The sequence below is a fragment of the Streptomyces sp. NPDC005496 genome (assembly GCF_042872045.1).
GTDB lineage: Bacteria > Actinomycetota > Actinomycetes > Streptomycetales > Streptomycetaceae > Streptomyces.
This window is the reverse complement of the sequence record NZ_JBIAJQ010000021.1, coordinates 20,489-41,671: the sequence shown is the minus strand read 5'-3', so window position 1 is coordinate 41,671 and position 21,183 is coordinate 20,489. Positions and strand designations below refer to the sequence as shown.

The 21,183-nt window shown below is 69.3% G+C and carries 23 protein-coding genes and 1 pseudogene; 15 read left to right on the top strand and 9 right to left on the bottom strand.

The genetic code is table 11. The annotated features are described in order from the left end of the window. The coding region (locus tag ACFYQQ_RS39290; RefSeq protein WP_388907298.1) for a helix-turn-helix domain-containing protein at positions 1–2,146 on the bottom strand (2,146 nt) is incomplete at its 3' end. A 77-nt stretch (positions 2,147–2,223) separates the two neighbouring features. On the opposite strand from ACFYQQ_RS39290, the gene ACFYQQ_RS39285 reads away from it, so the two are divergent. Continuing rightward, entirely contained in the window at positions 2,224–2,421 is a 198-nt protein-coding gene (locus ACFYQQ_RS39285) for a hypothetical protein (protein WP_355789909.1), read from the top strand. A gap of 186 nt (positions 2,422–2,607) precedes the next feature. Here ACFYQQ_RS39285 and ACFYQQ_RS39280 read toward each other — a convergent pair whose 3' ends face one another. Together ACFYQQ_RS39280 and ACFYQQ_RS39275 are read right to left on the bottom strand one after the other, a co-directional pair. Then, positions 2,608–3,135 (bottom strand): GNAT family N-acetyltransferase, encoded by a 528-nt coding sequence (locus tag ACFYQQ_RS39280; RefSeq protein ID WP_355789906.1) that lies wholly within the window; start codon positions 3,133–3,135, stop codon positions 2,608–2,610. Then, positions 3,132–4,388, bottom strand: a complete 1,257-nt coding sequence (locus tag ACFYQQ_RS39275) for a helix-turn-helix transcriptional regulator (protein ID WP_355789903.1) — start codon at positions 4,386–4,388, stop codon at positions 3,132–3,134. The genes ACFYQQ_RS39280 and ACFYQQ_RS39275 overlap by 4 nt, the downstream gene beginning before the upstream one ends. A gap of 199 nt (positions 4,389–4,587) precedes the next feature. On the opposite strand from ACFYQQ_RS39275, the gene ACFYQQ_RS39270 reads away from it, so the two are divergent. From ACFYQQ_RS39270 to ACFYQQ_RS39230, 9 genes are all read left to right on the top strand, one after another. Continuing rightward, on the top strand, positions 4,588–5,202 hold the full coding sequence (locus tag ACFYQQ_RS39270; RefSeq protein ID WP_356244203.1) for an ATP-binding protein: 615 nt from the start codon (positions 4,588–4,590) through the stop codon (positions 5,200–5,202). Positions 5,203–5,315: 113 nt separating this feature from the next. Next, positions 5,316–5,786, top strand: a complete 471-nt coding sequence (locus tag ACFYQQ_RS39265; RefSeq protein ID WP_355789898.1) for a hypothetical protein — start codon at positions 5,316–5,318, stop codon at positions 5,784–5,786. Between the two features lie 127 nt (positions 5,787–5,913). Then, positions 5,914–6,360 carry a hypothetical protein gene (locus ACFYQQ_RS39260; protein ID WP_356244200.1) on the top strand — a complete coding sequence of 149 codons (447 nt, stop codon included), beginning with the start codon at positions 5,914–5,916 and terminating at the stop codon, positions 6,358–6,360. Positions 6,361–6,507: 147 nt separating this feature from the next. Beyond that, complete coding sequence (locus ACFYQQ_RS39255; protein ID WP_355793110.1) at positions 6,508–7,479, top strand: ATP-grasp domain-containing protein; 972 nt, start codon at positions 6,508–6,510, stop codon at positions 7,477–7,479. A gap of 15 nt (positions 7,480–7,494) precedes the next feature. Beyond that, the gene (locus ACFYQQ_RS39250; protein ID WP_355793112.1) at positions 7,495–8,115 is read left to right on the top strand and encodes a C39 family peptidase; all 621 of its coding nucleotides are present in this window, start codon (positions 7,495–7,497) and stop codon (positions 8,113–8,115) included. Continuing rightward, the gene (locus ACFYQQ_RS39245; RefSeq protein WP_355793114.1) at positions 8,108–8,479 is read left to right on the top strand and encodes a glutamate ligase domain-containing protein; all 372 of its coding nucleotides are present in this window, start codon (positions 8,108–8,110) and stop codon (positions 8,477–8,479) included. The genes ACFYQQ_RS39250 and ACFYQQ_RS39245 overlap by 8 nt, the downstream gene beginning before the upstream one ends. Before the next feature lie 132 nt (positions 8,480–8,611). Then, positions 8,612–8,869: a hypothetical protein gene (locus ACFYQQ_RS39240; protein WP_355793116.1), complete on the top strand. Its 258-nt coding sequence runs from the start codon at positions 8,612–8,614 to the stop codon at positions 8,867–8,869. Next, complete coding sequence (locus tag ACFYQQ_RS39235; protein ID WP_355793118.1) at positions 8,866–9,117, top strand: hypothetical protein; 252 nt, start codon at positions 8,866–8,868, stop codon at positions 9,115–9,117. The genes ACFYQQ_RS39240 and ACFYQQ_RS39235 overlap by 4 nt, the downstream gene beginning before the upstream one ends. Before the next feature lie 67 nt (positions 9,118–9,184). Next, entirely contained in the window at positions 9,185–10,156 is a 972-nt protein-coding gene (locus ACFYQQ_RS39230) for an ATP-dependent DNA ligase (RefSeq protein WP_356244197.1), read from the top strand. Positions 10,157–10,526: 370 nt separating this feature from the next. Here ACFYQQ_RS39230 and ACFYQQ_RS39225 read toward each other — a convergent pair whose 3' ends face one another. From ACFYQQ_RS39225 to ACFYQQ_RS39215, 3 genes are read right to left on the bottom strand one after another with little or no spacing between them, the layout of a single operon-like run. Then, positions 10,527–11,549: an aldehyde reductase gene (locus tag ACFYQQ_RS39225; RefSeq protein ID WP_356244194.1), complete on the bottom strand. Its 1,023-nt coding sequence runs from the start codon at positions 11,547–11,549 to the stop codon at positions 10,527–10,529. Between the two features lie 10 nt (positions 11,550–11,559). Next, positions 11,560–12,276 (bottom strand): DUF998 domain-containing protein, encoded by a 717-nt coding sequence (locus ACFYQQ_RS39220; protein ID WP_356244192.1) that lies wholly within the window; start codon positions 12,274–12,276, stop codon positions 11,560–11,562. After that, positions 12,273–13,322: an aldo/keto reductase gene (locus tag ACFYQQ_RS39215; protein WP_355789921.1), complete on the bottom strand. Its 1,050-nt coding sequence runs from the start codon at positions 13,320–13,322 to the stop codon at positions 12,273–12,275. The genes ACFYQQ_RS39220 and ACFYQQ_RS39215 overlap by 4 nt, the downstream gene beginning before the upstream one ends. A 76-nt stretch (positions 13,323–13,398) precedes the next feature. On the opposite strand from ACFYQQ_RS39215, the gene ACFYQQ_RS39210 reads away from it, so the two are divergent. After that, positions 13,399–13,941 (top strand): TetR/AcrR family transcriptional regulator, encoded by a 543-nt coding sequence (locus ACFYQQ_RS39210; RefSeq protein ID WP_355789924.1) that lies wholly within the window; start codon positions 13,399–13,401, stop codon positions 13,939–13,941. A 158-nt stretch (positions 13,942–14,099) separates the two neighbouring features. Here the strand turns inward: ACFYQQ_RS39210 and ACFYQQ_RS39205 are convergent. Together ACFYQQ_RS39205 and ACFYQQ_RS39200 are read right to left on the bottom strand one after the other, a co-directional pair. Then, positions 14,100–14,318 (bottom strand): annotated as a pseudogene (locus ACFYQQ_RS39205) (oxidoreductase); the annotation flags it as partial. Positions 14,319–15,060: 742 nt separating this feature from the next. Beyond that, positions 15,061–15,561 carry a hypothetical protein gene (locus ACFYQQ_RS39200; RefSeq protein ID WP_356244189.1) on the bottom strand — a complete coding sequence of 167 codons (501 nt, stop codon included), beginning with the start codon at positions 15,559–15,561 and terminating at the stop codon, positions 15,061–15,063. A 524-nt stretch (positions 15,562–16,085) separates the two neighbouring features. Between ACFYQQ_RS39200 and ACFYQQ_RS39195 the strand changes: the two genes are divergently transcribed. After that, a complete protein-coding gene (locus ACFYQQ_RS39195; protein WP_355790791.1) occupies positions 16,086–16,406 on the top strand; it encodes a hypothetical protein in 321 nt (106 codons plus the stop codon). A 547-nt stretch (positions 16,407–16,953) separates the two neighbouring features. Here ACFYQQ_RS39195 and ACFYQQ_RS39190 read toward each other — a convergent pair. Further along, on the bottom strand, positions 16,954–17,364 hold the full coding sequence (locus ACFYQQ_RS39190; protein ID WP_355790794.1) for a hypothetical protein: 411 nt from the start codon (positions 17,362–17,364) through the stop codon (positions 16,954–16,956). A 675-nt stretch (positions 17,365–18,039) separates the two neighbouring features. Here ACFYQQ_RS39190 and ACFYQQ_RS39185 point away from each other — a divergent pair. From ACFYQQ_RS39185 to ACFYQQ_RS39175, 3 genes are all read left to right on the top strand, one after another. Further along, on the top strand, positions 18,040–18,582 hold the full coding sequence (locus ACFYQQ_RS39185; protein WP_355790797.1) for a TetR/AcrR family transcriptional regulator: 543 nt from the start codon (positions 18,040–18,042) through the stop codon (positions 18,580–18,582). Positions 18,583–18,763: 181 nt separating this feature from the next. Continuing rightward, entirely contained in the window at positions 18,764–19,687 is a 924-nt protein-coding gene (locus ACFYQQ_RS39180) for a TauD/TfdA family dioxygenase (RefSeq protein ID WP_355790800.1), read from the top strand. Between the two features lie 148 nt (positions 19,688–19,835). Further along, positions 19,836–21,137: an MFS transporter gene (locus ACFYQQ_RS39175; protein ID WP_356244183.1), complete on the top strand. Its 1,302-nt coding sequence runs from the start codon at positions 19,836–19,838 to the stop codon at positions 21,135–21,137. Positions 21,138–21,183: the final 46 nt, after the last annotated feature.

Genomic DNA, 21,183 nt, shown 5'->3' with positions numbered 1-21,183 from the left:
CCTCCCGCATCACGGCCATGCGGAGCAGGGCGTTGGTGTCGCCGCGTTCGGCGGCCTGCCGGTAGAGAGCTTCGGCACCTTCCCGGTCCCCGGCCTCCTCCCGCAGCACGGCCAGGTGGGTCAAGGCGTCGATGCGGCCGTGGTTGGCGGCCTGCCGGGCCAGCGCTTCGGCACAATCCCGATCCCCGTCCAGCTCCCGCAGCACGGCCAGGCGGGGCAGGGCGTTGGTGCCGCCGTGCTCGGCGGCCTGCCGGTAGAGAGCTTCGGCGCCTTTCGGGTCCCCAGCCTCCTCCCGCAGCACGGCCATGCGGAGCAGGGCGTTGGTGTCGCCGCGTTTGGCGGCCTGCCGGTAGAGAGCTTCGGCACCTTCCCGGTCTCCGGCCTCCTCCCGCAGCCCGGCCAGGTGGAGCAGGGCGTCGATGCGGCCGTGGTTGGCGGCCTGCCGGGCCAGCGCTTCGGCACCTTCCCGGTCTCCGGCCTCCTCCCGCAGCCCGGCCAGGCGGAGCAGGGCGTTGGTGTCGCCGTGGTCGGCGGCCTGCCGGTAGAGAGCTTCGGCACCTTCCCGGTCTCCGGCCTCCTCCCGCAGCCCGGCCAGGCGGAGCAGGGCGTCGAAGCTGCCGCAGTCGGCGGCGCGGTGTTGGAGGTGGTGAGCCCATTGCAGGCGGTGCCGGCTCTTAGCTGCCCGGGCAAGGTTGTACAGGTCGTCGAAGTGGGTGAGGTGGGTGTGTGCGGCGTACCAGAAGGAGGAGGGCGGGCATAGGTGTGTGCGGGTGCTGGCTCCGTGTTGTACCAGGTAATCGGCGAGCCGAAATACCGGCCCGGCTGGTTGTGGGGGCGGCGACGCCGCAGTGGTGGAGGGGGTGGGCGGGTGTCGTCGCGGGCGGGGCCGTGTACGGCGCAGGGGGGCTTGTTTCCCGTGGACCGGCTCGGCGAGCTCGGCGAAGGCGGCTTCGGCCCAGTTGTCGGTGAGCTGGTCGTAGTCGGTCTGGCTGAGGTAGTCGGTGGCGGCGTCGGTGAGGAAGGCCTGCGGGAGGTGGAGGCCAACGCCGAGGCGTCGGGCGTCCATCGCTGCTTCCAGCAGCGCTCTGGCTGCCGGGCTTGCCTGCTGGTAGCGGGTGAGGAGTTCGGGGGCGCCGGCGAGGTCCTGAGTGATCTGTCCGTTGGTGTGGGCGCGGGTAAGGGCGTCGGCCAGCAGTCGGTCCCCCTTGTCGGCGAGGGCGGCCGCCGCGGTTAGGGCTGGGGCGTCGAAGGAGTCCGGGATGGAGAGAGTCCGGCCGGAGAGCAGTTCCCGTGCCCGGCTGTGCGGATCTTCCCCGCCCGGGGCGGGCACGGTCATGTACTGGTGAGCGTATTCGGGCCAGAGGGTTGCCAGCACGAGGACCGGACCGCGTTCCGGAGTGACGAGTAGGTGGTGCACGGCCGCTGCGATCTGTTCGCCGGCTGCCCGGTTCCCGATGTAGTGCTGGGCTTCGTTCAGCCATACAACGGTGCGCGGCTGAACGTGGTGCAGATCCTGAAGGGCGGCCTCGGCCCGAGTCGGGTCGAAGGGATGCCATAGTCGCCATCCCCGGTCTGCAAGTGGTTGGACGGCTTCCCAGCATGCCCGGGTCTTTCCGGTCGACGAGGTGCCCACCAGGACCACGATGCGGCTGCGGCCCTCAGCCGCATCCCGCACCGCCTTCTCCAACTGCCGATCGTGGTCTCGCGGCACATACCCCGGCAGCACCCGCGCCGGGAGCGCGCTGGAGTCCGGGGCAGCGGTGCGCGGTCCAGCCGGATGGACCTCCAGATCGTGCGGCTCCCACTCCCCGATCGGCCTGCCTGGCCCAGGTCGTTCACCGCCCTCGCCCTCTCCCCCGGCCGCGTCTCGTTGTAGTGCCTGTAGTTCTTGCGCCGGAAGTTTCAACGCGCGGGCCAGCGCCGTCACGGTCTCCAGGGTCGGCACTGGCCCACCGTCGCGCAGTGCTTCGTACACCGTCGTGCGGGAAACGTCCGCTTTGGCCGCTAGTTGCGTCTTACTCAGCCTGGCTGCGGCCACGCCTTCCGCTAACTGGCGCCGCAGCAAGACCAGCGCCTGTGCGGAAGGCTGCTGTTCGTCGTTCACCGGGCCGTCCCCCAACGCTTGGTGTCCGTCGGTGTTCATCATCGTCCGATCGGACCCTGACGTACGCCGGATCCGGGACAACGGTCACATCAACAGCTGCCCAACCGTGGGAGTCCGCCGTGACCGTCGCCCTCGTTCTCCTGACCATCGCACTCGTGTTCGTCATCGCGCTGCTGGCCGCAGCCGGCGCTGGCAAGCTCGCCCGCATGGACGGTGCTAGCTACCCTGCTGCTCTCACCCGCGCCGCCGTCACCTTTGCTGCGGTCCTCACCCTCGCGGCCACCGCAGCTGGCGTCTTCGTCGCCCTCCTGACCTGACCGTCTGGCATCGAGGCGAAGCGAGAGGACCGCGAGCCGCCCACGCAGGAAGGTCATACGGTGCGCCAGAAGTGAGATCTTCCCGCCCCACGAACCGTCAAGATCACCCCTGCCCGAACAGCGGTCACCGAGGCCCGCGCCGAGACATCCGAGGTCGTGTGACGCCCCCGCCCACGCCGGGGGCGTTCAGGGGTGCAGACTCTTCACCATGACCGCGTAGACAGGGGAGTCGGCGAACGGCTGCTGTTCGCCCACCTTCTCGTAACCCCATGTCTCGTACAGCTCCTGCACCTTCGGGTGCGTCACGTCGACCAGGAGCACGGCCAGATCTTCCTCGCGCTCCTTCAGCAGCGCTTCGTGCAGACGTTCTGAGATGCCCTGCTTCCGCCACTTCGGGCGGACCATGACCTCGGAGACGGCGTAGGTGGCGGTGTAGCCGTCGTTCGGCTCGAAGCCTGTGGAGCGCCACCATTCACGGCCCGGCTGGAGTGGAGCGCCGTAAGCGAAGCCGGTTGGCTCGTCTCCGTCGAGGGCGACGACGCAGGTGAAGCCGTCCATCCCTGACCAGTGGTCGACAAACCAGGGGAACCGCTGGTTGAACTCGTCGTCCATCGCATCGGCGTAGGCGTCGGCGTGCACGTCGATCAGCATCTGCTTAAAGCCGTCCGGAAGGCTGTCCTTGCCGTAATGCCGCAGGTCGATCACCCTGGTCACGCTCGGCTCCATTCATCTCGCATACGGTCTGCCCAGTTCTGGGCGTACGTCGTTGACGGCGCCAGCCGGAACAGGTCTCGGTGGAAGTCTCCGATCATGGTGCGCATGCGTCCAGGCAGCGGAGCGCCATCCATGATCGTGAAGACGGTGGCCGCGGTGCTCGTGGCCTGCTCCGGCTCTCCCTGCCGGAGCTGCGCAAAGGCGAGCTGACACGTGGCGAGGGCGCGGTTGCGCGGGAAATCCCCGGGGATCTTCGCAAGCGCTCGGTGTGCCATCGCCTCGGCCTCCGCGGACTGCCCATTGCGGTTGAGGATGATCGCCGCGAGGTGGTTGAGTTCGGCCGGCCCGTAGAACGCGGTCCACCGGGGACGCTCGTCCTCGACCGCTTTCCGGAGAGTTTCCTGTGCGGTACCCAGGGCCCTCTTGGCAGCCTGGGGGTCCCCCAGGGAGGAGTGGGCCAGGGCGAGTCGGACACGCCCCATCGACCCGAAGAACGGGTCTCGGCGGGCGGCCTGAGATGCGGCTGCCGCCTGCGCGGCTGCGAGCTGCTCCGGCCAGTTCTGCCGCTGGTAGGCGAGCATGGCCATGTTGACCCACACCCGCATCCCCGTGGGGGGGTCCTGAGACAGACCGGCGAACGAGATCGCCTCGTGCAGGTACCGCTGGGCCGCATCGAGGTCGCGCAGGTCGATGCACGACCAGGCCGCGATGGTGGTGAATTCGGCGGCGAGGGCGTACAGGGCGCGGCGCACACGTTCGCTGGCGTTCCGCTGCTGAAGCTCCAGCACCTTGGCGCGGCCTTCGAGTGCAGCGGTCGCCAAGGACATGTGACCGCCTTGTCGGTCGTCGGCCTCCACGAGCTGGTTCATGCTGGCCGCCGCGCGGGCTACGTCGGTCATCCCCACAGTCCGGCGCTGCTGTCCGACGCCGGGTACAGCGGCGACCGCTGTTCCGGTGGTGGAGAGCATGAAGTTGCGACGCCGCACGGGGTCCTCCGGGGGGTGTTGCATGGAGCTGGGTGCGCTGAACCCTAAGTCCGCCACGGGGCAGCCGAACACGCGCTCAAGTGCAGCGCAAGTACGTCCGATTGGCCGTTTGCTCGACCCGTTGAGCAGGTTGCGGACCGTTCGCGAGGAGATTTCGCCGGGCCGGCCGGTGATCTCCTGGAGGGCCACATTGAGTCGAGTAGCCAACTCCTCCTGTGTTAAGCCGAGTTGGTTCATGCGGCTCTGGAGGATGAGGTTCGCTCCCATGTGCCGAACGTAGTGCCGCCGTCACTGTGTTGCCCAGGGCTCAGGTAACACGAGCGCAAAGTCTTCCGGATGGGGCGCATGCACGAAACCGGTGCTTTTCCTGTTGTCCCCTGCCTGGGGCTCGTTGACTGGCTATCAGCCGCTGGATCGGGTTCGGCTCGGCGGCAAGGAGCCCGACAGTCAGACAGGGAGTCCCCGCGTGAACCCGCCACCCCAGCGCAGCACCTCCGCTTTGACCGCGTACAACGCGGCAGGGCTATCCCTCGCGGCCTCACCGCGCCCGGTCTCAGCCGAGCACCCTACGGAATCGTCCGAGCAGCAGGACACGGCCGGCTCCGCCGTCGTCCCCTTGCCCGTGCTAGAGACCGCAGGCCTCCCCCGCTTCCGGTACGAGACCAGCTTGATGGCGAACCCTGGGGCCGGCAGCAATGCGCGGCTGCGGGCGCGTCCCCGCCTCACTGTGGCCCGGTGGCCCGGGGACATCGAGGTCGCCGCACAGATCATCAAGGCGCTCGTTGATAACGCTGCCCAGCACGGGCTGCCGTCCCACGATGGCACTGTCAGCCTGCGTTTGACGGTGGGCCCCGAGGCCGATGACCTGGTCATCGAAGTGGATGACGCTTTCCGCCACTTCCCGCGTTTCGAGGTCTTCGCGGACTCCCCCGACCCCGACAGCCGCAGGACAAGCCTGCACTGGGTGCTGAGCCAGGGGGTCCGGCTGTCGTGGGACCAGCGCCTGGACGACGAGGGAGTAGCCATCGGCAAGACCGTCATGGCGATCGTCCCCAGTCCAAGCACGGAAGAGAAGGCATGATCATCCAGCAGCTCCCACGCCGGGAAAGCGACAGTCAGCCGCGACCGGCCGCTCCCTTAGCCGGCTTCACCCCCGTATCCGAGTTCATCGAGCCCAGCTCCGTAACCTCCGACATGGGCGACCTCGCCTCCCGGGTCCGCGCACTGATGGCGCTGCAGAACCAGCAGGTGCTCCAGCTCCCCCTGGGCGACCGGTTCTTCGACGTCGTTCTCACCGCCAGCGGCCCGCAGGCGTACGCGGTCATGGCGGTCATGGACGCTGTGCAGCAGTCCGGTGACGACGCCGCCGATGCGTGCGGACCCGTGATCGAGGACCTCCAGCGGTCGTGGCTGCTCTGGCTGGTCCCTCCGGGCACCAGCGAGCGGTGGGCTCCGCACCGGTACGCGACCTGTCTTGGCCGGCCCCACCACATTGCGCTGCCCGCCATGACGGCCACAGAGCCGCCCGGCCCCTACTGGCGGCGCCCGTGCCGCGGCGACCGCCTGGTCCCGCCAGCAGTCCTGCGACAGCTGCTGGACCAGTTCCAGCCTGGCCCCGCGCCCCACGAAGCGCTCCTCGGCTCCATGTTGAGCACCATCTCCTGATCCCCGCGTGCGGTCGGGCGCTGCCCCCCCCTCAGCCCTGACCGCACGCGGCTCCACTCCCTGCCGCCGGGGCGACGGGTCGCCTGGGCCCCCCGGCGGCAGGGGCTTCGACCGCGAGGAACCCCCTGTGACGAGACATCCGTCGCTCTCCACCGACCGCCAGTGGGCGGCTGATTGTTTGGAAGGCCTTCGGCAGCAGTACGAGGACGAAGTCCTCCAGCGGATAGGGGAGGCGGGTCGTGTACCTTGCGTCGCCGCGTACGTCCTGGCGCGGCCCGGTTTCGAGCGGCACGCAGACCTTGACCTGATCCGGCAGCACGCGGCCACGGTTGGCTGGAGGGTTGCTGGCAGCAGCTTCGCAGACGTCGGGCAGCCGCCGCCGCTCGCACAGCGGCCCGGGTTCGCGGCGGCCTGCCGGTATGCGGTGCAGGGGTACGCGCACGGGATCCTGGCCATCGCCCGGCCGGCCATCACGACCGACGACGACACGTACGCGCAGGTGCTGGAGCACCTTCACGCGCGGAGCCTGTTCCTCGCCTACCTCCCGGCCCTGGGCGAGGCCGTCTCCCCCTAGTTCCCGCATTCGCCCCGGGCCTGGTTGCTGGACCGGCTATGGCCTTGGGCAACGGGCGTAAGACGGCGCGGCGGCCCGCCCCTGCCAAGAAGCAGCCGCCGCGCCGAGACACCACCGTCGCTATCCCCGCGTTCGAAGGAGACCCGCGTGACCACCACGACAGTGCCGGACATCGACACGTTACGGATCGGTGTCCTCTGCGGAGGTGACTCCCCCGAAAGGCCCGGTTCATTCGCTTCCGGTGAGCACGCGGCCAAGGCGCTCGCCGACACCGGCATCGCCACCGAGCTGATCGACATCGCCGACACGTCGCTGTCCGCGTTGCCGGGCCGGATCGACGTAGCTCTCTTGGGTCTGCACGGTCTCCACGGGGAGGACGGCAAGGTCCAGGGGGCGCTGGAAGTCATCGGCATGCCCTACACCGGCTCCGGCGTCCTGGCATCCGCCCTGGGCATGCACAAGCCCACCTTCAAGAACCTGCTCACCCACGACAGGATCGACACCCCGAGATGGGTCGTCGTCAACCCCGACATCTCCATCGAGTCGACGCTGTCCGTCGTCCGCCACACCCTCGGCTACCCGGTGTTCGTCAAACCGTCCTCCGGCGGAGGAAGCCTCGCCGCGGGCATCGCACACGACGAGGCCACCCTCCGACGGATGATCGAGGCCGCGGCCACCGACCCGTACGCCGAGTACATGGTCGAGGAGTACGTGCAGGGCATCCCGTGTACCGTCGGCCTGATCGAGGTCGACGGCCGTCTGGTGACGCTCCCCGTCCACGACGTGGAGTCGAAGAACGCGTTCTACGACTACGAGGCCAAGCACGACCCGGCTCTGCGCATCGAGCACTGTCCGTCCATCCTCCCCGCCCCGATCACCGAGTCGATGCATTACCTCGCTCGGCGGGTGTTCCAGATGATCGGCGCGCACGGGGTGCTCCGCGTCGACTTCCTAGCGGCGGCCAACGGCCGCGTCACGGTGCTCGAATGCAACACGCTGCCGGGCCTGTCCCAGCGTGGGAACCTCGCCACCATGGCGAAGGCGGGCGGCATCCCGTACCCCGTCCTGATGCATCACGTCGTCAGGACCGCGTTCACCAAACCCACCTACCTGCCGTAGGCAAGACTGGGGCGCATGAGCGTCTCCACCACCCGACACCGTGTCCCCTACTACTCCCAGTGGGAATCTTCGGACCTGGTCCCTGAGTTCATCACCGGCCGGCTCAGCGCGGCCGATGACCCGCTGTGGCAGAAGTCCGGCGCCGACACCCCGCAGGAGTACGCGTTCTGGGCCCCGCGCATGTGCGGCGTCGCGTGCCTGCGGATGGCGCTGGACTTCTGGGGGCACCCGGTGCCGTCCTCCGTTCCGCTCGTGCGGGAGCTGTGCGAGGCCGGCGCCTACGTCCGCGAAGGGGACACGGTGAAGGGCCTGATCTACCAGCCGTACGCCGAGTACGTGGCGGCCCGATGGGGGCTGGAAGCCGAGTCGGTCCCCGACCTGCCCGCCACCCGCATCCCCGAAATCCTGGGCAGCGGGCGGCTGGCGCTGCTGTCCGTAAACAAGACGGTCCGTACCCCCGAAGCCGACCCGCCGAGCAAGGGCGGGCACCTGGTGCTCGCCGTCGGCGCCAGCGAGGAGAACGTGATGCTGCACAACCCGTCCGGACTGCCCGGCGCCTCCCAGGAGTTCGCTCCCGTCCCCTGGGCCCGCTTCGACCACTTCTACGCGGCCAGGGGCGTGATCCTCGGTGCCTGAACAGACCGACGAACATCTGCCCGACAAGGCGCCGGGTACCCGGCGGATCGCCGTGCTGGGCGAGATGCTGGAGCTGGGCGACCAGGCGCCGAGCGCCCACTGGGGCGTCGGCCAGGAAGCCGGCGCGCTCGGTGTCGACTTCGTCATCGCGGTCGGCCAGGACCTGGCCAAGCAGCTCGCCCTCGGAGCCGCCGCCGCGGGCGTGGATGTCGCCATCGTCGGCGACAACCAGACGGCCACGGAGCTGCTGGAGAAGATGCTGCAACCCGGTGACGTGGTGATCATCAAGGGGTCGCGGGGCGGCATGCGGTGGCAGATCGCCCAAGCCCTGACCGGGCAGCAGATCACCGGAATTCTCAGCTAGAACGGGCCCTACGGCCGTTCCCGGACCCCCCCCGTGATGGCCAGTGCGTGACGCCAAGCGCATAGGGCCGGGAACCGGGGCGGCCATCCAGCCCTCTTCTCCGATTGCTAGCAAATCGCTAACATCGCGGTTATGGCACTCACCCAGCTCAACACTCGTGTCGACCAGGAGCTGGCCGACAAGGTCCGCGCGTCCGCGCAGCGCCGTGGCATGTCCGTCCAGGACTACGTCGCTGACGTGCTTGAAGCCGACCAGGCCGCCGCGGACGGGCCCGAAGACCTGCGGGATGCCCGCGCCCGCATGCACGCTGCCGTCGCCTACCGGAAGTGGAAGGACGGCGGGAGGTCCGAGGACGGCGCCATGAGCATGGACGAGGTCTTCGGGGCGTGACGGCTGTCCCCGCCCGGTTCGCCAGGCACGTCGGCGAGACCGTCAAGAACCTGCCCGTGCCGGCCCGGGAAGAGCTCCACGACGCGGTGCTCCGCGCCTGCGCAGACCCGTGGTCGTGGCCGCAGGCCGACAAGTTCGACGACATGGACGAGTCGGTGCGTGTCATCACGACCCGCACCGCCATCGTCCACTACGTGATCATCCCCGGCCCCGACCCGCACCTGTGGGTCTTCGCCATCACCGTCTGACCCCGGCCACCAGCGCCGGAGCGTCGCAGCACCTCATCGAGGAGCCACAGGTGGTATCGCTGACCTCATGGAATGGCGCCTGCCCGACCCCATGCTGGCCAAGGCCGTCGAGGACCTCCCGACGGGCCCCTTCGCCTACGAGGCGAAATGGGACGGCTTCCGGGCGATCGTCAGTCGGAATCCGGCGGGTGCTGTAGAGATCCGTTCACGGCAGGGCACGCTCCTCAACCCCGGATTCCCTGAGATCGCTACGGCAGCCGGGGACCTGCCAGCAGTGATCCTGGACGGGGAGATCGTGATCTGGCATGGCGGCCGGCTCGCGTTCGAGCGGCTACTGCGCCGGCTCAACCGCCGCCCGGCGTCCGTGGAAGCCGAGGTCCGTTCCAGCCCCGCCCACTTCGTGGCCTTCGACCTTCTGCGCATCGACGGCCCAAAGGGCGAGGTGGCCCGCCTCCCCTATCGTGACCGGCGGGCCCGGCTCGAGGCGCTCTTCGCCGAACAGCAACTTCAGCCGCCGTGGACGCTGTGCCCCATGACGCTGGACCGAGACGAGGCCCTGTCGTGGATGCGGGAGTGGGCCCCGGCCGGGATCGAGGGCATCGTGGCCAAGCGGCTGTCCGGCACCTATGCGAGCGGGACCCGGGGCTGGGCAAAAATTCGCGTCCGACACCCGAATGACGCGATCGTCGGAGCGGTGACCGGCCACGTGCACGCCCCCTCCAGTCTGCTGCTCGGCCGCCTCGATGCCGAAGGCCGTCTCCGCTACGTCGGCCGGACCACTCCACTCCCCCGCGAGCTCGCTGCCGGCGTCGGAGCCCTACTTCAGCCCCGAACCGGCCGACATCCCTGGACGGGCCGCCGCTTCTCAGCTGGCTGGGGCAGCACGCAGACACTCGACGCCCAGCTCGTCGCGCCGGACCTTGTCGTTGAGGTAAGCGCCGACATCTCGCTGGACGCCGGCGGGCGATGGCGTCACCCCGTACGGCTCGTACGCGCCAGGCCCGACCTGGAGACCTCCAGCGTCCCTACCTTCGGGTGACGCTGCAGGTCGGGCAGCTCTAGGGAGTCTTCGCCCAGTGATCAGGGAGTTGCGGAAGTCTCCGGCAGCCGCCCATCCGGCCAAGAGTCGACATCCACGAGGCATTCCTCGGCCTCGCCGTCTGCCTGATCACGCACCGACACGTCCAAAGGCTTTGTTAGGGGCAGTCACGCAGTCACCAGGGTCTCGTACTGGCCTGTCCGTCCAGGTAGGGCCGGCAATAGGTCGACCGTCGCCCACGAGTTATCGATCAGTTCATGGCGTCGTACCACGAGCAGGACAGCCTCGCCAATGCTTCGCGGGCCCCGCTCGAGGCCGACTGCACCGCTTCGCGTCGATACCGTTCTGTGTCATGACGTAGCCGATGAGGTCATGCACCGATGCCGTGGGCGAGCAGGCTTTCGGCGGTGTCCGCGATGGTGTCCTCGATGGGGCGCGCCTTCCAGCCGAGGAGTTTCTCCGCTTTCGCGCCGGACGCGTTGAGGTTGCGGCCGAGCTGGTGTCTGAGCAGGCGTAGTTCGGGGTTGACGGTGGCCAGGGCGCGGGTGAGCCAGATGGGCAGTTCGCGGGTCGGGGCCTTGGCGGCGCGTTCGCCGAGGTGGTCGTGCAGGATGCGGGCGATGTCGACGACGCGCAGACTGTGCCCGGCGACGGCGAGGAAGCGCTGCCCGGCGGCCGCGGGGTCGGTCATGGCACGCAGGTGGAGGTCGGCGACGTCGCGGACGTCGACGTAGCCCATGGCGAAGGGTGGGCTGGCGGGCATTTTCCCTTCGAGCATTCTGCGTATCAGGCGCAGGGAAGGAGGGTCGTCGGGGCCGAGGAGGGGGCCGAAGACGCCCGTGGGGTGCACGGCGGCCAGTTCCATGCCCGCCCCTTCCTCGGTGATGAACTGCCAGGCGGCGCGTTCGGCGAGGGTCTTGGAGCGTTGGTAGGGCGGTATGTCGGCGTCGGTGTTGGTCCAGTCCGCCTCCGTGAACGAGGTGGAACGGGGCGGGTGTCCGATGCCGATGGCGCCGAAGGAGCTGGTCAGGACGGTGCGGCGGACGCCGGCGTCGCGGGCTGCGCGCAGGACGCGCAGGACGCCCTCTCGGGCCGGGACGATGAGTTCGTCGTCGGTTGCCGGGGTGTGGCGCAGGGTGGGTGAGGCAACGTGGAGGACGTGGTCGCAGCCGGCGACTGCGGCGTCCCAGCCGTCGGGGTGCTGGAGGTCGGCGCGGACGACGGTGAGGCGGTCGTCGTCGAAGGTGGCGGCCTGGTGCAGCCAGGAGCGCAGGTCCGGTTCGCGTCGCAGGTCGCGGACGGTGGTGCGGACGGTGTGGCCGGCGTCGAGCAGGGCGAGAATGCACCAGCTTCCGATGAAGCCGGTTCCTCCGGTGACCAGTACCGGTGTCATGGGTGTCTCCTCAACTGGTGGCATGGGTGGGGAGCGGAGTGGGTGTGGGCGTCGCGGGCAGGCTCCGGCGGGCGATGCTGCTGGCGAGGAGGGCGCGGCTGATCATGATCGGGTAGATGACGGCGCGTTCGAACAGGCCGATGTTCCACATCCAGCCGGTCAGCGCGTCGGCCATGAAGAGGGGGAAGACGATCAGACCGGCGGTGCCCAGGGCGATGCTCGCGGTCGACCGGCGTCTGCTGAGGCCGATGCGGGCGCCGTTGGCTCCGGCGGCTATGGCCATGAGGTTGCCGGCGACCATGACGGTCTGCGCACCGAGGGTGTGCAGGGCGATCAGGCCGTTGTCGACGTTGGCGTTGGAGCCTTGGAAGATGCCGACGAGGCCGACTCCGGCGCCGGCCAGGACGGCGAGGATCACGATGACGGTCGGGCGGAGGCCCTTGCGCAGGTCGAATACGAGGAACGAGCCGACCGCCAGGAGGACGCCGTAGGCCACCCAGCCGGTGTTCATGACGGCGCCGAGGGGTGAGTTGGCGACTTGCCCAAACGCGGTCTGAGGCGGGCCGGTCAGGCCGAGGTGGCTGACCCAGTTATGGAAGGGCGAGTACGGCGGGTTCTGCCATGCGGCAGCGGTGACAAACTCCGCCAGCCAGGACACCAGCGGACCGAGCAGGATGAGGAGGCCTCCGGCGCGGGCGGCCGGGCCGGAGCGGACGATCGAGTTCATGACAGGGCCATTCCGGGGACGCGCCGGCGGATGGCCTCCAGCTCCGCTTCGTCGGAGACGCCCTGCCAGTCGTGGCGCGGGGTGTAAGGGGCTTCCAGGGTGCGTACCTCGGCGTCGGTGAGGTCGATGTCGAGGGAGGCCACGGCCTGGTCGATCTGACGGATGGATCCGGCGCCGACCAGCGGCGCGGTCACGACCGGCTGCCGGCGCAGCCAGGCCAGCGCGATCTGGGCGCGGCTCACGCCGTGCGCGCTCGCCACCTGGCCGACCGCGTCGATGATCGCCTTGTTGGAGGCTTCCTGCGCGGGCGAGTAGAGCAGGTCGGCGTAGGCCGCGTCGGTTTCGGAGCGCTGGGTGGAGCGGGCGTCGTCCCAGGCCCGGGCCAGGCGGCCCCGAGCCAGGGGGGACCAGATGAGGGTGCCGACGCCTTCGTCCAGGCACAGCGGGATCATCTCCCGTTCCTCTTCGCGGGCGAGGAGGTTGTAGTGGTTCTGCATCGACACGAACCGCGCCCAGCCGTGCTGCTTCTGCAGGTGCAGCGCCTTGGCGAACTCCCAGGCGTGCATGGAGGAGGCGCCGAGGTAGCGGACCTTGCCGGCCTGCACCACATCGCTGAGGGCCTGGAGGGTCTCCTCCCAGGGGGTGGAGTGGTCGTTGCGGTGGATCTGGTAGAGGTCGATGTAGTCCGTGCCGAGGCGGCGCAGGGAATGGTCGACCTCGGTCATGATCGCCTTGCGTGACAGTCCGCGGCCGTTCGGGCCCGGGCGCATCGGGTGGCGCAGTTTTGTGGCGATGACCACGGCGTCGCGGTCGGCGTAGTCCTTCAGTGCCCGGCCGAGAATCTCCTCGCTGGAGCCGTAGGAGTACAGGTTCGCGGTGTCGAAGAAGTTGATGCCCACCTCGAGGGCGTACTTGATGAGCGGGCGGGCCTCATCCTCGCCCTTCGACCAGACGGGGTGTCCGCGGTCGGGTTCGCCGTAGGTCATGGCGCCGATGGCGATCGGTGAAACGTCCAGGCCGGTGGTGCCGAGCTTGATGTAGCGCATGGTGCCCCTTTAAAGTAAGTGGAGAGCTCTCCGAATAACGTAGTGGAGAGCTCTCCACTTAGCAAGGGGAGATCTCGTGGTCCGATCCGACGCTCGTGAGAACCGGGCGCGCATCCTCGCTGCCGCCCGCGAGGCGCTGGGTGAGGACGGCGGTACGTCGATGAACCAGATCGCCCAGCGCGCCGGTGTCGGGCCGGGCACGCTGTACCGCAACTTCCCCACCCGCGAGACGCTGGTCCTGGCCGTCTACCAGGACGAGGTCACCCGCATCACCGGCACCGTGCCCGACCTGCTCGGTGAGCTGCCGCCGCTGGAGGCGCTGCGCACCTGGACGCTCGATCTGGTCGAGGCCATGCGCAGGAAGCACGGCCTGGGCGAGGCCCTCAGCCCCAGCGCGCACCAGGCGATGAGCGAACAGAGCTACGGCCCGGTCATCACGGCCATCACCGAGCTCCTCGACGCCGGCAAGAAGGACGGAAGCATCCGCGTAGACGCCGAGCCCGGTGACTTTCTCCAGCTCACCGGCGCGCTGTGGCGTGCCGCCGCCGTCCCCGAGGACCGCGCTCCCCGCATTCTCGCGCTCATCCTCGACGGGCTGCGCGCACAGCCGCAGTGCTGAGGACCGGCCGAAGATTGATCGAAGACCGACCGGGGATCAGTAGAAGACTGGCCGGATACCGGGTGACGACCGCCGGGAGACCAGGGTGACGACCGGCCGGAAACCGGGGTGACGATCGCGTGCTGACGGTGGGCAGCGGTCGCGTCCGGCAGAGGTGCTCAGTGAGCCTGTGCGAGGAGTTCCCGCGACAGCGCCCACAGACGCCCGGCGTTGTCCGGGTCGACGGCGTACCGGGCGACGCCATGCAAGGTGCCGGTGCGGCGGTCGACCACGTCGCTTTCGTTGCAGTCGGCGAAGTAGCGGCCACCCACGCCGTCGAGGAGCGGTGAGGCGGCGAGCAGGACGGAGGTCGCCGCTCCCTGCTCGACCGTCTTGATCCCGTCCTGGCGCGCGGCCGAGGCGCCTCGTGCTCGGGCCTGGTTCGCAGCCGGGTTCGCGGCACGGCGCGCTAGTCTGGGACTGCCCGCAGGGACGGGGCGGGCTGCTCGATCGTCGTCGCACCATGTCGGCGCGCGTCCTTCGCAGCTCGGTGCGGCGGCGTGGCCGGCACGACGGAGACCAGGGCACTGCGCTGCGGATCACCTCAAGGAGCGACTCCGGCCTCCCGGCCGGGCCGCAGCTCGCCGTTCAGGATGGACGCATTCCGTGCCCTAGCGAAGGACGCGGTACTGGAGTCTCGGTGCGCGCTCGGCAACCGCTGACCCCGTACATCCGGCCTTCGGGTATGCCTAGCCGAATCCCGCACCATCCCGGTTCCGCCTAGCTGGCCGCACTGTGGCAAGGACCCCAGCCCGGACAACCCGTCCGGCTCCTCCGCCCTCGATCTCAACGACCCCCGTCGCGCCCTGACATACTTCGAGCAGGCTCGGCAGGCCCAGTACGCGGTCGACGGCTACGTACGGGACAACGTCCTCTACCTGACCCGCACGTCCCGCGCACATCTCCAACTCGGTGATCTGAACGCAGCCTGCGGCGCCGCGACAGAGGCGTTCACGCAAACGCCGCCCTGAACTCCTCACGGCCTGCCGATGCCCCCGGCGATCTCCGCAGTGAGCTAGGGCTACACCGACGTGTTCGAGTGCTGCGGGACTTCCTGCAGCTGATCGGCCGGATGGCCGGTCAGGAGGCCCAATCCTCGGGGACGCGGTTCTTCGTCTTGCATGCGTCCTCGAAGGCCACGATGGTGATGACGCCCCTCTTCCCCCAATCATCGTAATGGGTTACCAGAGTCCAGCCGCGCTGCTTGAGGATTGTCCGGGCTCCGTAGATCCGGCCGTCCTCATCTTTGTGCTCCATGAAGTGTTCCTTGGACTGCCGCCACTCACGCTCACGCAGCTCGGCCACCGTGGCCTTGTAGCGGGCGGCGTTGACGGTGGCGCGGGTGGTACCGAAGCCTTTGTAAGCGAGGGAGCACGCCATTGGCCAGTCATCGGCGTAGTCGGGGTCGTTTGCCGGGGCCCCTGCATCCGCAGTTGCGGCATCGAGGTCTGCGCGGACGGTGTCCTCCGTGAGCGGCCCGGTGCCCGTGGGCCGGGACGACGGTGAACCGGCAGGGACTGCCTCGCGTCCGGAGCCGCCACCCCCGCAGCCCCCGGCTCCGAGCGCGATGACCGCTGTCACCGCAGCAGCCCACTTCGTTGTCCGCACAGACGTCCCCTCCCAGGTCACGGGGGACGTTCGCCCCTGATCAGGGAGGAGTGTGACACGCCGTTCTCTGAACGAAGCACACGCCCCCGCTTGACGAAGTCAGCCCCGGCCCGATGCCGTTCGGGCGACCTTGGAGGGGACGGCGAGGTTCGCCAGTCGCGTCAGGTGGCCGTGGAGGCGCTGCGCGTGCTCGGCGGCCTCGTCCTTGCCGGATACAGGGTCGGCCTGAACGGATGCGACTTCGTTGAGCAGCTCGCCGTCGACGTAGGACGCCCAGCTCTGGACCTTCTCAGGGAGTCTGCCCGTCTAGTGTCTGACCGCCCGGCGTTCGGCCGGGATGGCCCGTCAGATGGCCTGATCCGCGTGGCCGTACTTCTTCGTGCATGCGTCCTCGAAGGCCACCATGGTGATGACGCGCCCCTCCTCCACTCCCTGTACTCGGCCACCAGGGTCCAGCCGCGCTGTTTGAGAACTGTATGGGCTATGTAGGTCCGGCCGTGGAGGTCGGCGAAGAAACGATGGATGTCGGTTTCCTCAACGCTCACCCTCATGCCATCGGGCCCTTCGGGCCTGCACCGGCCGCCTTTGAACCGCTGGCAGTCAGGCGAGTCTCCGGTCTGCTCGGGGAGATCGACCTCCAGGCCGTTCTGGCGGTGCTACCACTCGACATGCGTGGGGCAGGAACGTTGATCGGCCACGCAGCCGAAGGCCTCGTCGACGGGCCCAGAACGTATCTGGTGGATCATTTCGATGCTCTGCGAGCGTTCTATGCAGAAGCCTCGAAGTGGGGCCTTGCTGTCGTCTCATGGTGGGACTGACTTCCCGAGGTGGGCGGTTGGTCGATCGCCTGTCTGTAGAGCCTGTATTTCCCCATCGCGAGTGTCAGCTCCCCCCAGACGTTCGACCCGTCGTCACACCACCGTGGGCGTTTCTCGACCGACCGAAGGGGGAGGTGAGGCTCGGCTGGTCAGTCCAGTCGGGTGCCGGCTGGTCGACTCGGCCGCCCTTGTGGGGTGTGGGGATGTAGTCCCGGGCACCGCCGGGCAGGGCGGCGACACACGCCGCCGAGCAGGCGCTGACCAGCAGGGGCAGTACGTCAGTGGCCACGCGCAGTGAGATCCACACCTGATGGAGTGCGCTCTGTCCGATCGGGCGATCGCAGACACTGCAGCTGTAGATGGCGGTGGCGCCCCAGTGCCGGGGATCCAGGTTTCCCGAATCGATGTCCGCGACGGAGTCCAGAGAAGGCTGTAGCTGCGGGAAGGGCGGCCGCAGCTTGTAGTTGCCGAACAGCGCGCGCGTGCTCACCGTGCTGCGGGTCAGCCTCCGGCATCGGGTGATCTCGTAGGGGAACCAGTGCAGCCGTTAGGAGGTGTAGGGGGTGAACTCCTCCAGGCTGGTCATGGCCCCGATCTCGGGCGGAATCCGGACCAGATTGCTGCCGTAGAGCACGAGGTGCCTGACTGCCGTCAGTTGGGCGATGCTCGGTGGCAGGGTGATGACCTGCCGCCGCTCTTCCGGGCTGAGCTGGGTCAGGGGGCGGAACTCTTCGCGCCCGTCGGCGGCGGCCTCGTCGATCAGCTCCAGCAGGCGGCGCCAGCCCGGAGCCGAGATGTCCTGCCGCTCGGCGTGGAATCCGACTCGGGCTCGCGGATGTGGCGTGGACTGATCGAAGCACGAGCACGCGTCCTGGCGGGGCCCCCGCTGCTCCGGGGCCGGGTCCGATGTGTCGCCCCAGCGGTTCACAAAGAGCCTCGGCTCTGCCGCGTCCGTCATGGCCCCAAGATACGGAGGCCACCCCGAGGCCGTCCCAGGATTATCCGGGCGCGAACACAGCAACCCAACCGCCGCGCTCGAACGTTTGGCTGGGGACCTGACGCTACTGATGGCGAATTACGTGGAGTTCCACAACTCCCCCGCTGCTGCCTGTTCGAGCATCTTTTCCACGCGGTAGGCGTCAGCCTCCTCCACAGCGACCCAGTCTGGGTACTTTCGGACCTGCCCGGCCACAGGGAACCCCTCCCGGCTGGCACAACTGCGTCAGGCGCACATGTGCCAAGGTCGGGTACGTGACGCGACAAGGGGTCGCAAGCGCACCAGGGACTACCGGAATACGGCCCCGGCCTGGCCCATGCCCGGTCCGCGGTCGCCACGCCTCGTTCGGGGGGGGGCCGAGAGGGCGACCCTGGTCTGGGCGGCCGCCCGACACCCGGTCGCGATGGCCCTTCGCGGGACGGCGACCTCGCCTGGGCGGGGGGACGCGGTCCCGGGCACCCGTGCCCCGTACCGGGGGGCGAGGGCGCGGGCCCCTGGGTCCGGTGCGCCGGCCCGGCGTGGGTGTGTGCCGCCCCTCGTCCGCGTCGGTTCGTCCCGGCCCGTAGGCTCTGCCGTATGGCGGGTACACAGGCGCGTGGGGCTGAGCGGGGACCGGGGCGGCCTCGGGAGGAGCGCGTGACCGGCGCGGTGCTCAACGCGGTCGTCGAGCTGGTCACGGAGCAGGGCATGGGCGCGGTGACCATGGACGCCGTCGCGGCCCGGGCCGGCGTGAGCAAGCCGGCCATCTACCGGCGTTGGCCCACGAAGCAGGATCTGGTCATCGCCGCCGCCGAGAGTCGTATCGGTGTGCTGTCCGTCCCGGATCTCGGCGACTTCCGGGAAGAGTTGCGTGTCGTGCTGACGGCCAGGCTGGAGGCGTACCGCATGCCGGGTTCGGACCGGCTGCTGGCGGGATTGATCGGTACGGCTGCCGAAGTCGGTGCCGACCGCGGCCAGTACACCGGGTACACCGAGCGGATCACGAGCGAGACCCGGCGCATCCTCGAACGCGGTGTCGCCCGCGGCGATGTACGCGCGGACATCGACGTACGGGCCGCGGCGACCCTGGTGGCCGCGCCACTGCTGTTCCGCCTGGTCGGTGAGCAGGAGCTGCCCGACTCAGGGTTCGTGGACATCCTCGTGGACCTCGTCGCCCGCGCGGTCGCCTCGACTCCCTGACCTCGGACGGAGCCCTGAGTTTCGGCTCCAGCGCGGGCCGGCGTCCGAGGGTCGGCCGGAAGATCGAACCGGCCGGCCTCGTCACGGTGTGATTCCTGACGTGTCACGGACCCTTGCCACGGCATGACCTAATAACGATACTGCCGGGAACGAAATTAGTTCGTTCGCAGCCGGAGGGTTCATGGACAGCGTCGTCACCGCCTCATCTCCCGTTCTGGGCAAGCCCCTGGTGCATTTCGGCAAGCGGGTGCTGGAGCGCACCGCGTCCGGTGCGCCGTCGCCGCACTACCGCCGACTGGGCGTCCACCCGCTCACTCCGCACATAGGGGCGGAGATCGACGGAGTCGACCTCTCCGCCCCGGTCGACGCGGAACTCGCCGAGGAACTCAAGCAGGTCCTGCTGGAGTGGAAGGTGATCTTCTTCCGGGACCAGCACGCCTTCGACGCCGACTCCCAGCTCGCGCTCGCCCGCGTGTGGGGCGAGCCCGAGCCGAACCCGTTCTTCCCCAAGACCGCGCCGACCGGTGTGTCCCGGCTGGCCAAGGACGCCAACTCCGCGGGGAACAAGAACATCTGGCACAGCGACCACTCCTTCATGGCCGCGCCCGCCCTCGGCTCGGTCCTGCGCGCCGTCGACATCCCGCCCGCCGGCGGCGACACCATGTGGGCCGACATGGCGGCCGCCTACGACAACCTGTCCGCCGAGATGAAGGAGCGCATCGACCCGCTGACGGCCGAGCACGACTGGGTGCACAGCTGGGGCGCGATGATGACGGCCGACCAGATCGCCACCCACCGGCAGAACCTGCCCCCCGTCGAGCACCGGGTGGTCGTGCGCCACCCCCGCACCGGCCGCAAACTGCTCTACGTCAACGAGCCCTTCACCATCCGGATCATCGGGCTGCCCGAGGACGAGAGCCGGGAACTGCTCCACGACCTCGTACTGCAGGCGCGCATCCCCGAGTACCAGGTGCGCTTCCGCTGGCAGCCGGGCTCCGTCGCCATCTGGGACAACATCGCCACGCAGCACTACGCGATCAACGACTACTACCCGCAGCGCCGCGTCATGGAGCGCATCGCGATCACGGGCGTGCCCTTGTCCTGATCCTTCCCGGCCCACCCGAGGGGCCGGGCACGAGCCCGGCCCCGTCCCTCTCGCCGCCGCCCGTCCGCGCGTGCGCCCGTCCTTCCGCGGAGTCCCTGTGATCGACACCGATGTCGTACCCGCTGTGCCCGCCCGCCCCCGAAGAACCATGAGCGGGCCACGACGGCGCGCCTGGGCCGTCACGGCGCTGCTCGTCGTCTTCATGATGGTCAACTTCGCGGACAAGTCCGTGCTGGGTCTGGCCGCCGAGCCGATCCGCAAAGACCTCGGCCTGTCCGCGTCCGCCTTCGGGCTCGCCAACAGCGCCTTCTTCCTGCTGTTCTCGCTCTGCGGCGCTGCCGTCGGCCTGCTCGCCGACCGCATACGGCCCAAGTGGCTGCTGCTGGCGATGGCCCTGCTGTGGTCGCTCTCCCAGGCCCCTCTGGCCATCGGTGGCGGCTTCGCCGTGCTCGTCGCCTCACGGGTTCTGCTCGGCGCGGCCGAAGGGCCGGCCTTCCCCGTGGCGCAGCAGACCGCCATGTCCTGGTTTCCCGACCGGAGCCGCAATCTGCCAGGGGCCTTGGTAGTCCTCGGCACCACCCTCGGCGTGCTCCTCGCCGCACCCGGCCTGACCTGGGTGATGGATCACCACGGCTGGCGGCCCGCCTTCGCCGTGGTCGCGGCGACCGGTCTGGTCTGGGCGCTGCTGTGGATCCCCTTCGGCGGTGAGGGCCGATACATGGGCGCGCCGGACTCCCCGTCGGCCCGGACCGACACCCACACCGCGCCAGCCGACACCGGCACCGGCACCGGCAATCGAAGTGGAGCGACAGCACCCCGGACCCCGTACCGGCGGATTCTCGCGACCAGGACCTGGATCGGGGCCACGACCGCCTACTTCGGCGCGTACTGGATCACGGCGTTCGGACTCGTCTGGCTCCCCTCCTACCTGCATGAGGGGCTGGGCTACTCGACGGCCGAGTCGGCCCGGGTGCTGATGCTGGTCTACGGCCTGAACGCCGTCGTCGTGCTCGGCCAGGCCGGCCTGACCGGGTGGCTTCTGCGCCGCGGCACCACCAGCCGCTGGGCCCGGGGCCGGGTCGGCGGCACCCTGCTGCTCACCAGCGCCGCTGCCTGCACCACCTTGCCGTACGCGCCGCCCGGTGCCATCACCGTCGTGCTGCTGGTTGTCGGATTCGGCGCCGCAGGAGCGATGACCAGCATCGCCGTCACCACCGTCGCCCAGCTGACGCCCGCCGATCGCCGGGGCGGAACCCTGGGCATCATGAACGCCGTGGTGACCACCGCCGGCCTGATCGCGCCCGCCCTGATCGGACACCTCGTGGACACTCACGGGGCGAACGGGTACCGGTACGCCGTCCTTCTCACAGGTGCGCTGCTCGTGCTCGGGGGAACCGCCGCCGCGACGCTCATCGACCCCGAGCGCGACGCGCCGCCCTCGGCCGGATGACACCGGGAGGCCATATCTCACGCAACCACGGCCGCAACGCAGCACG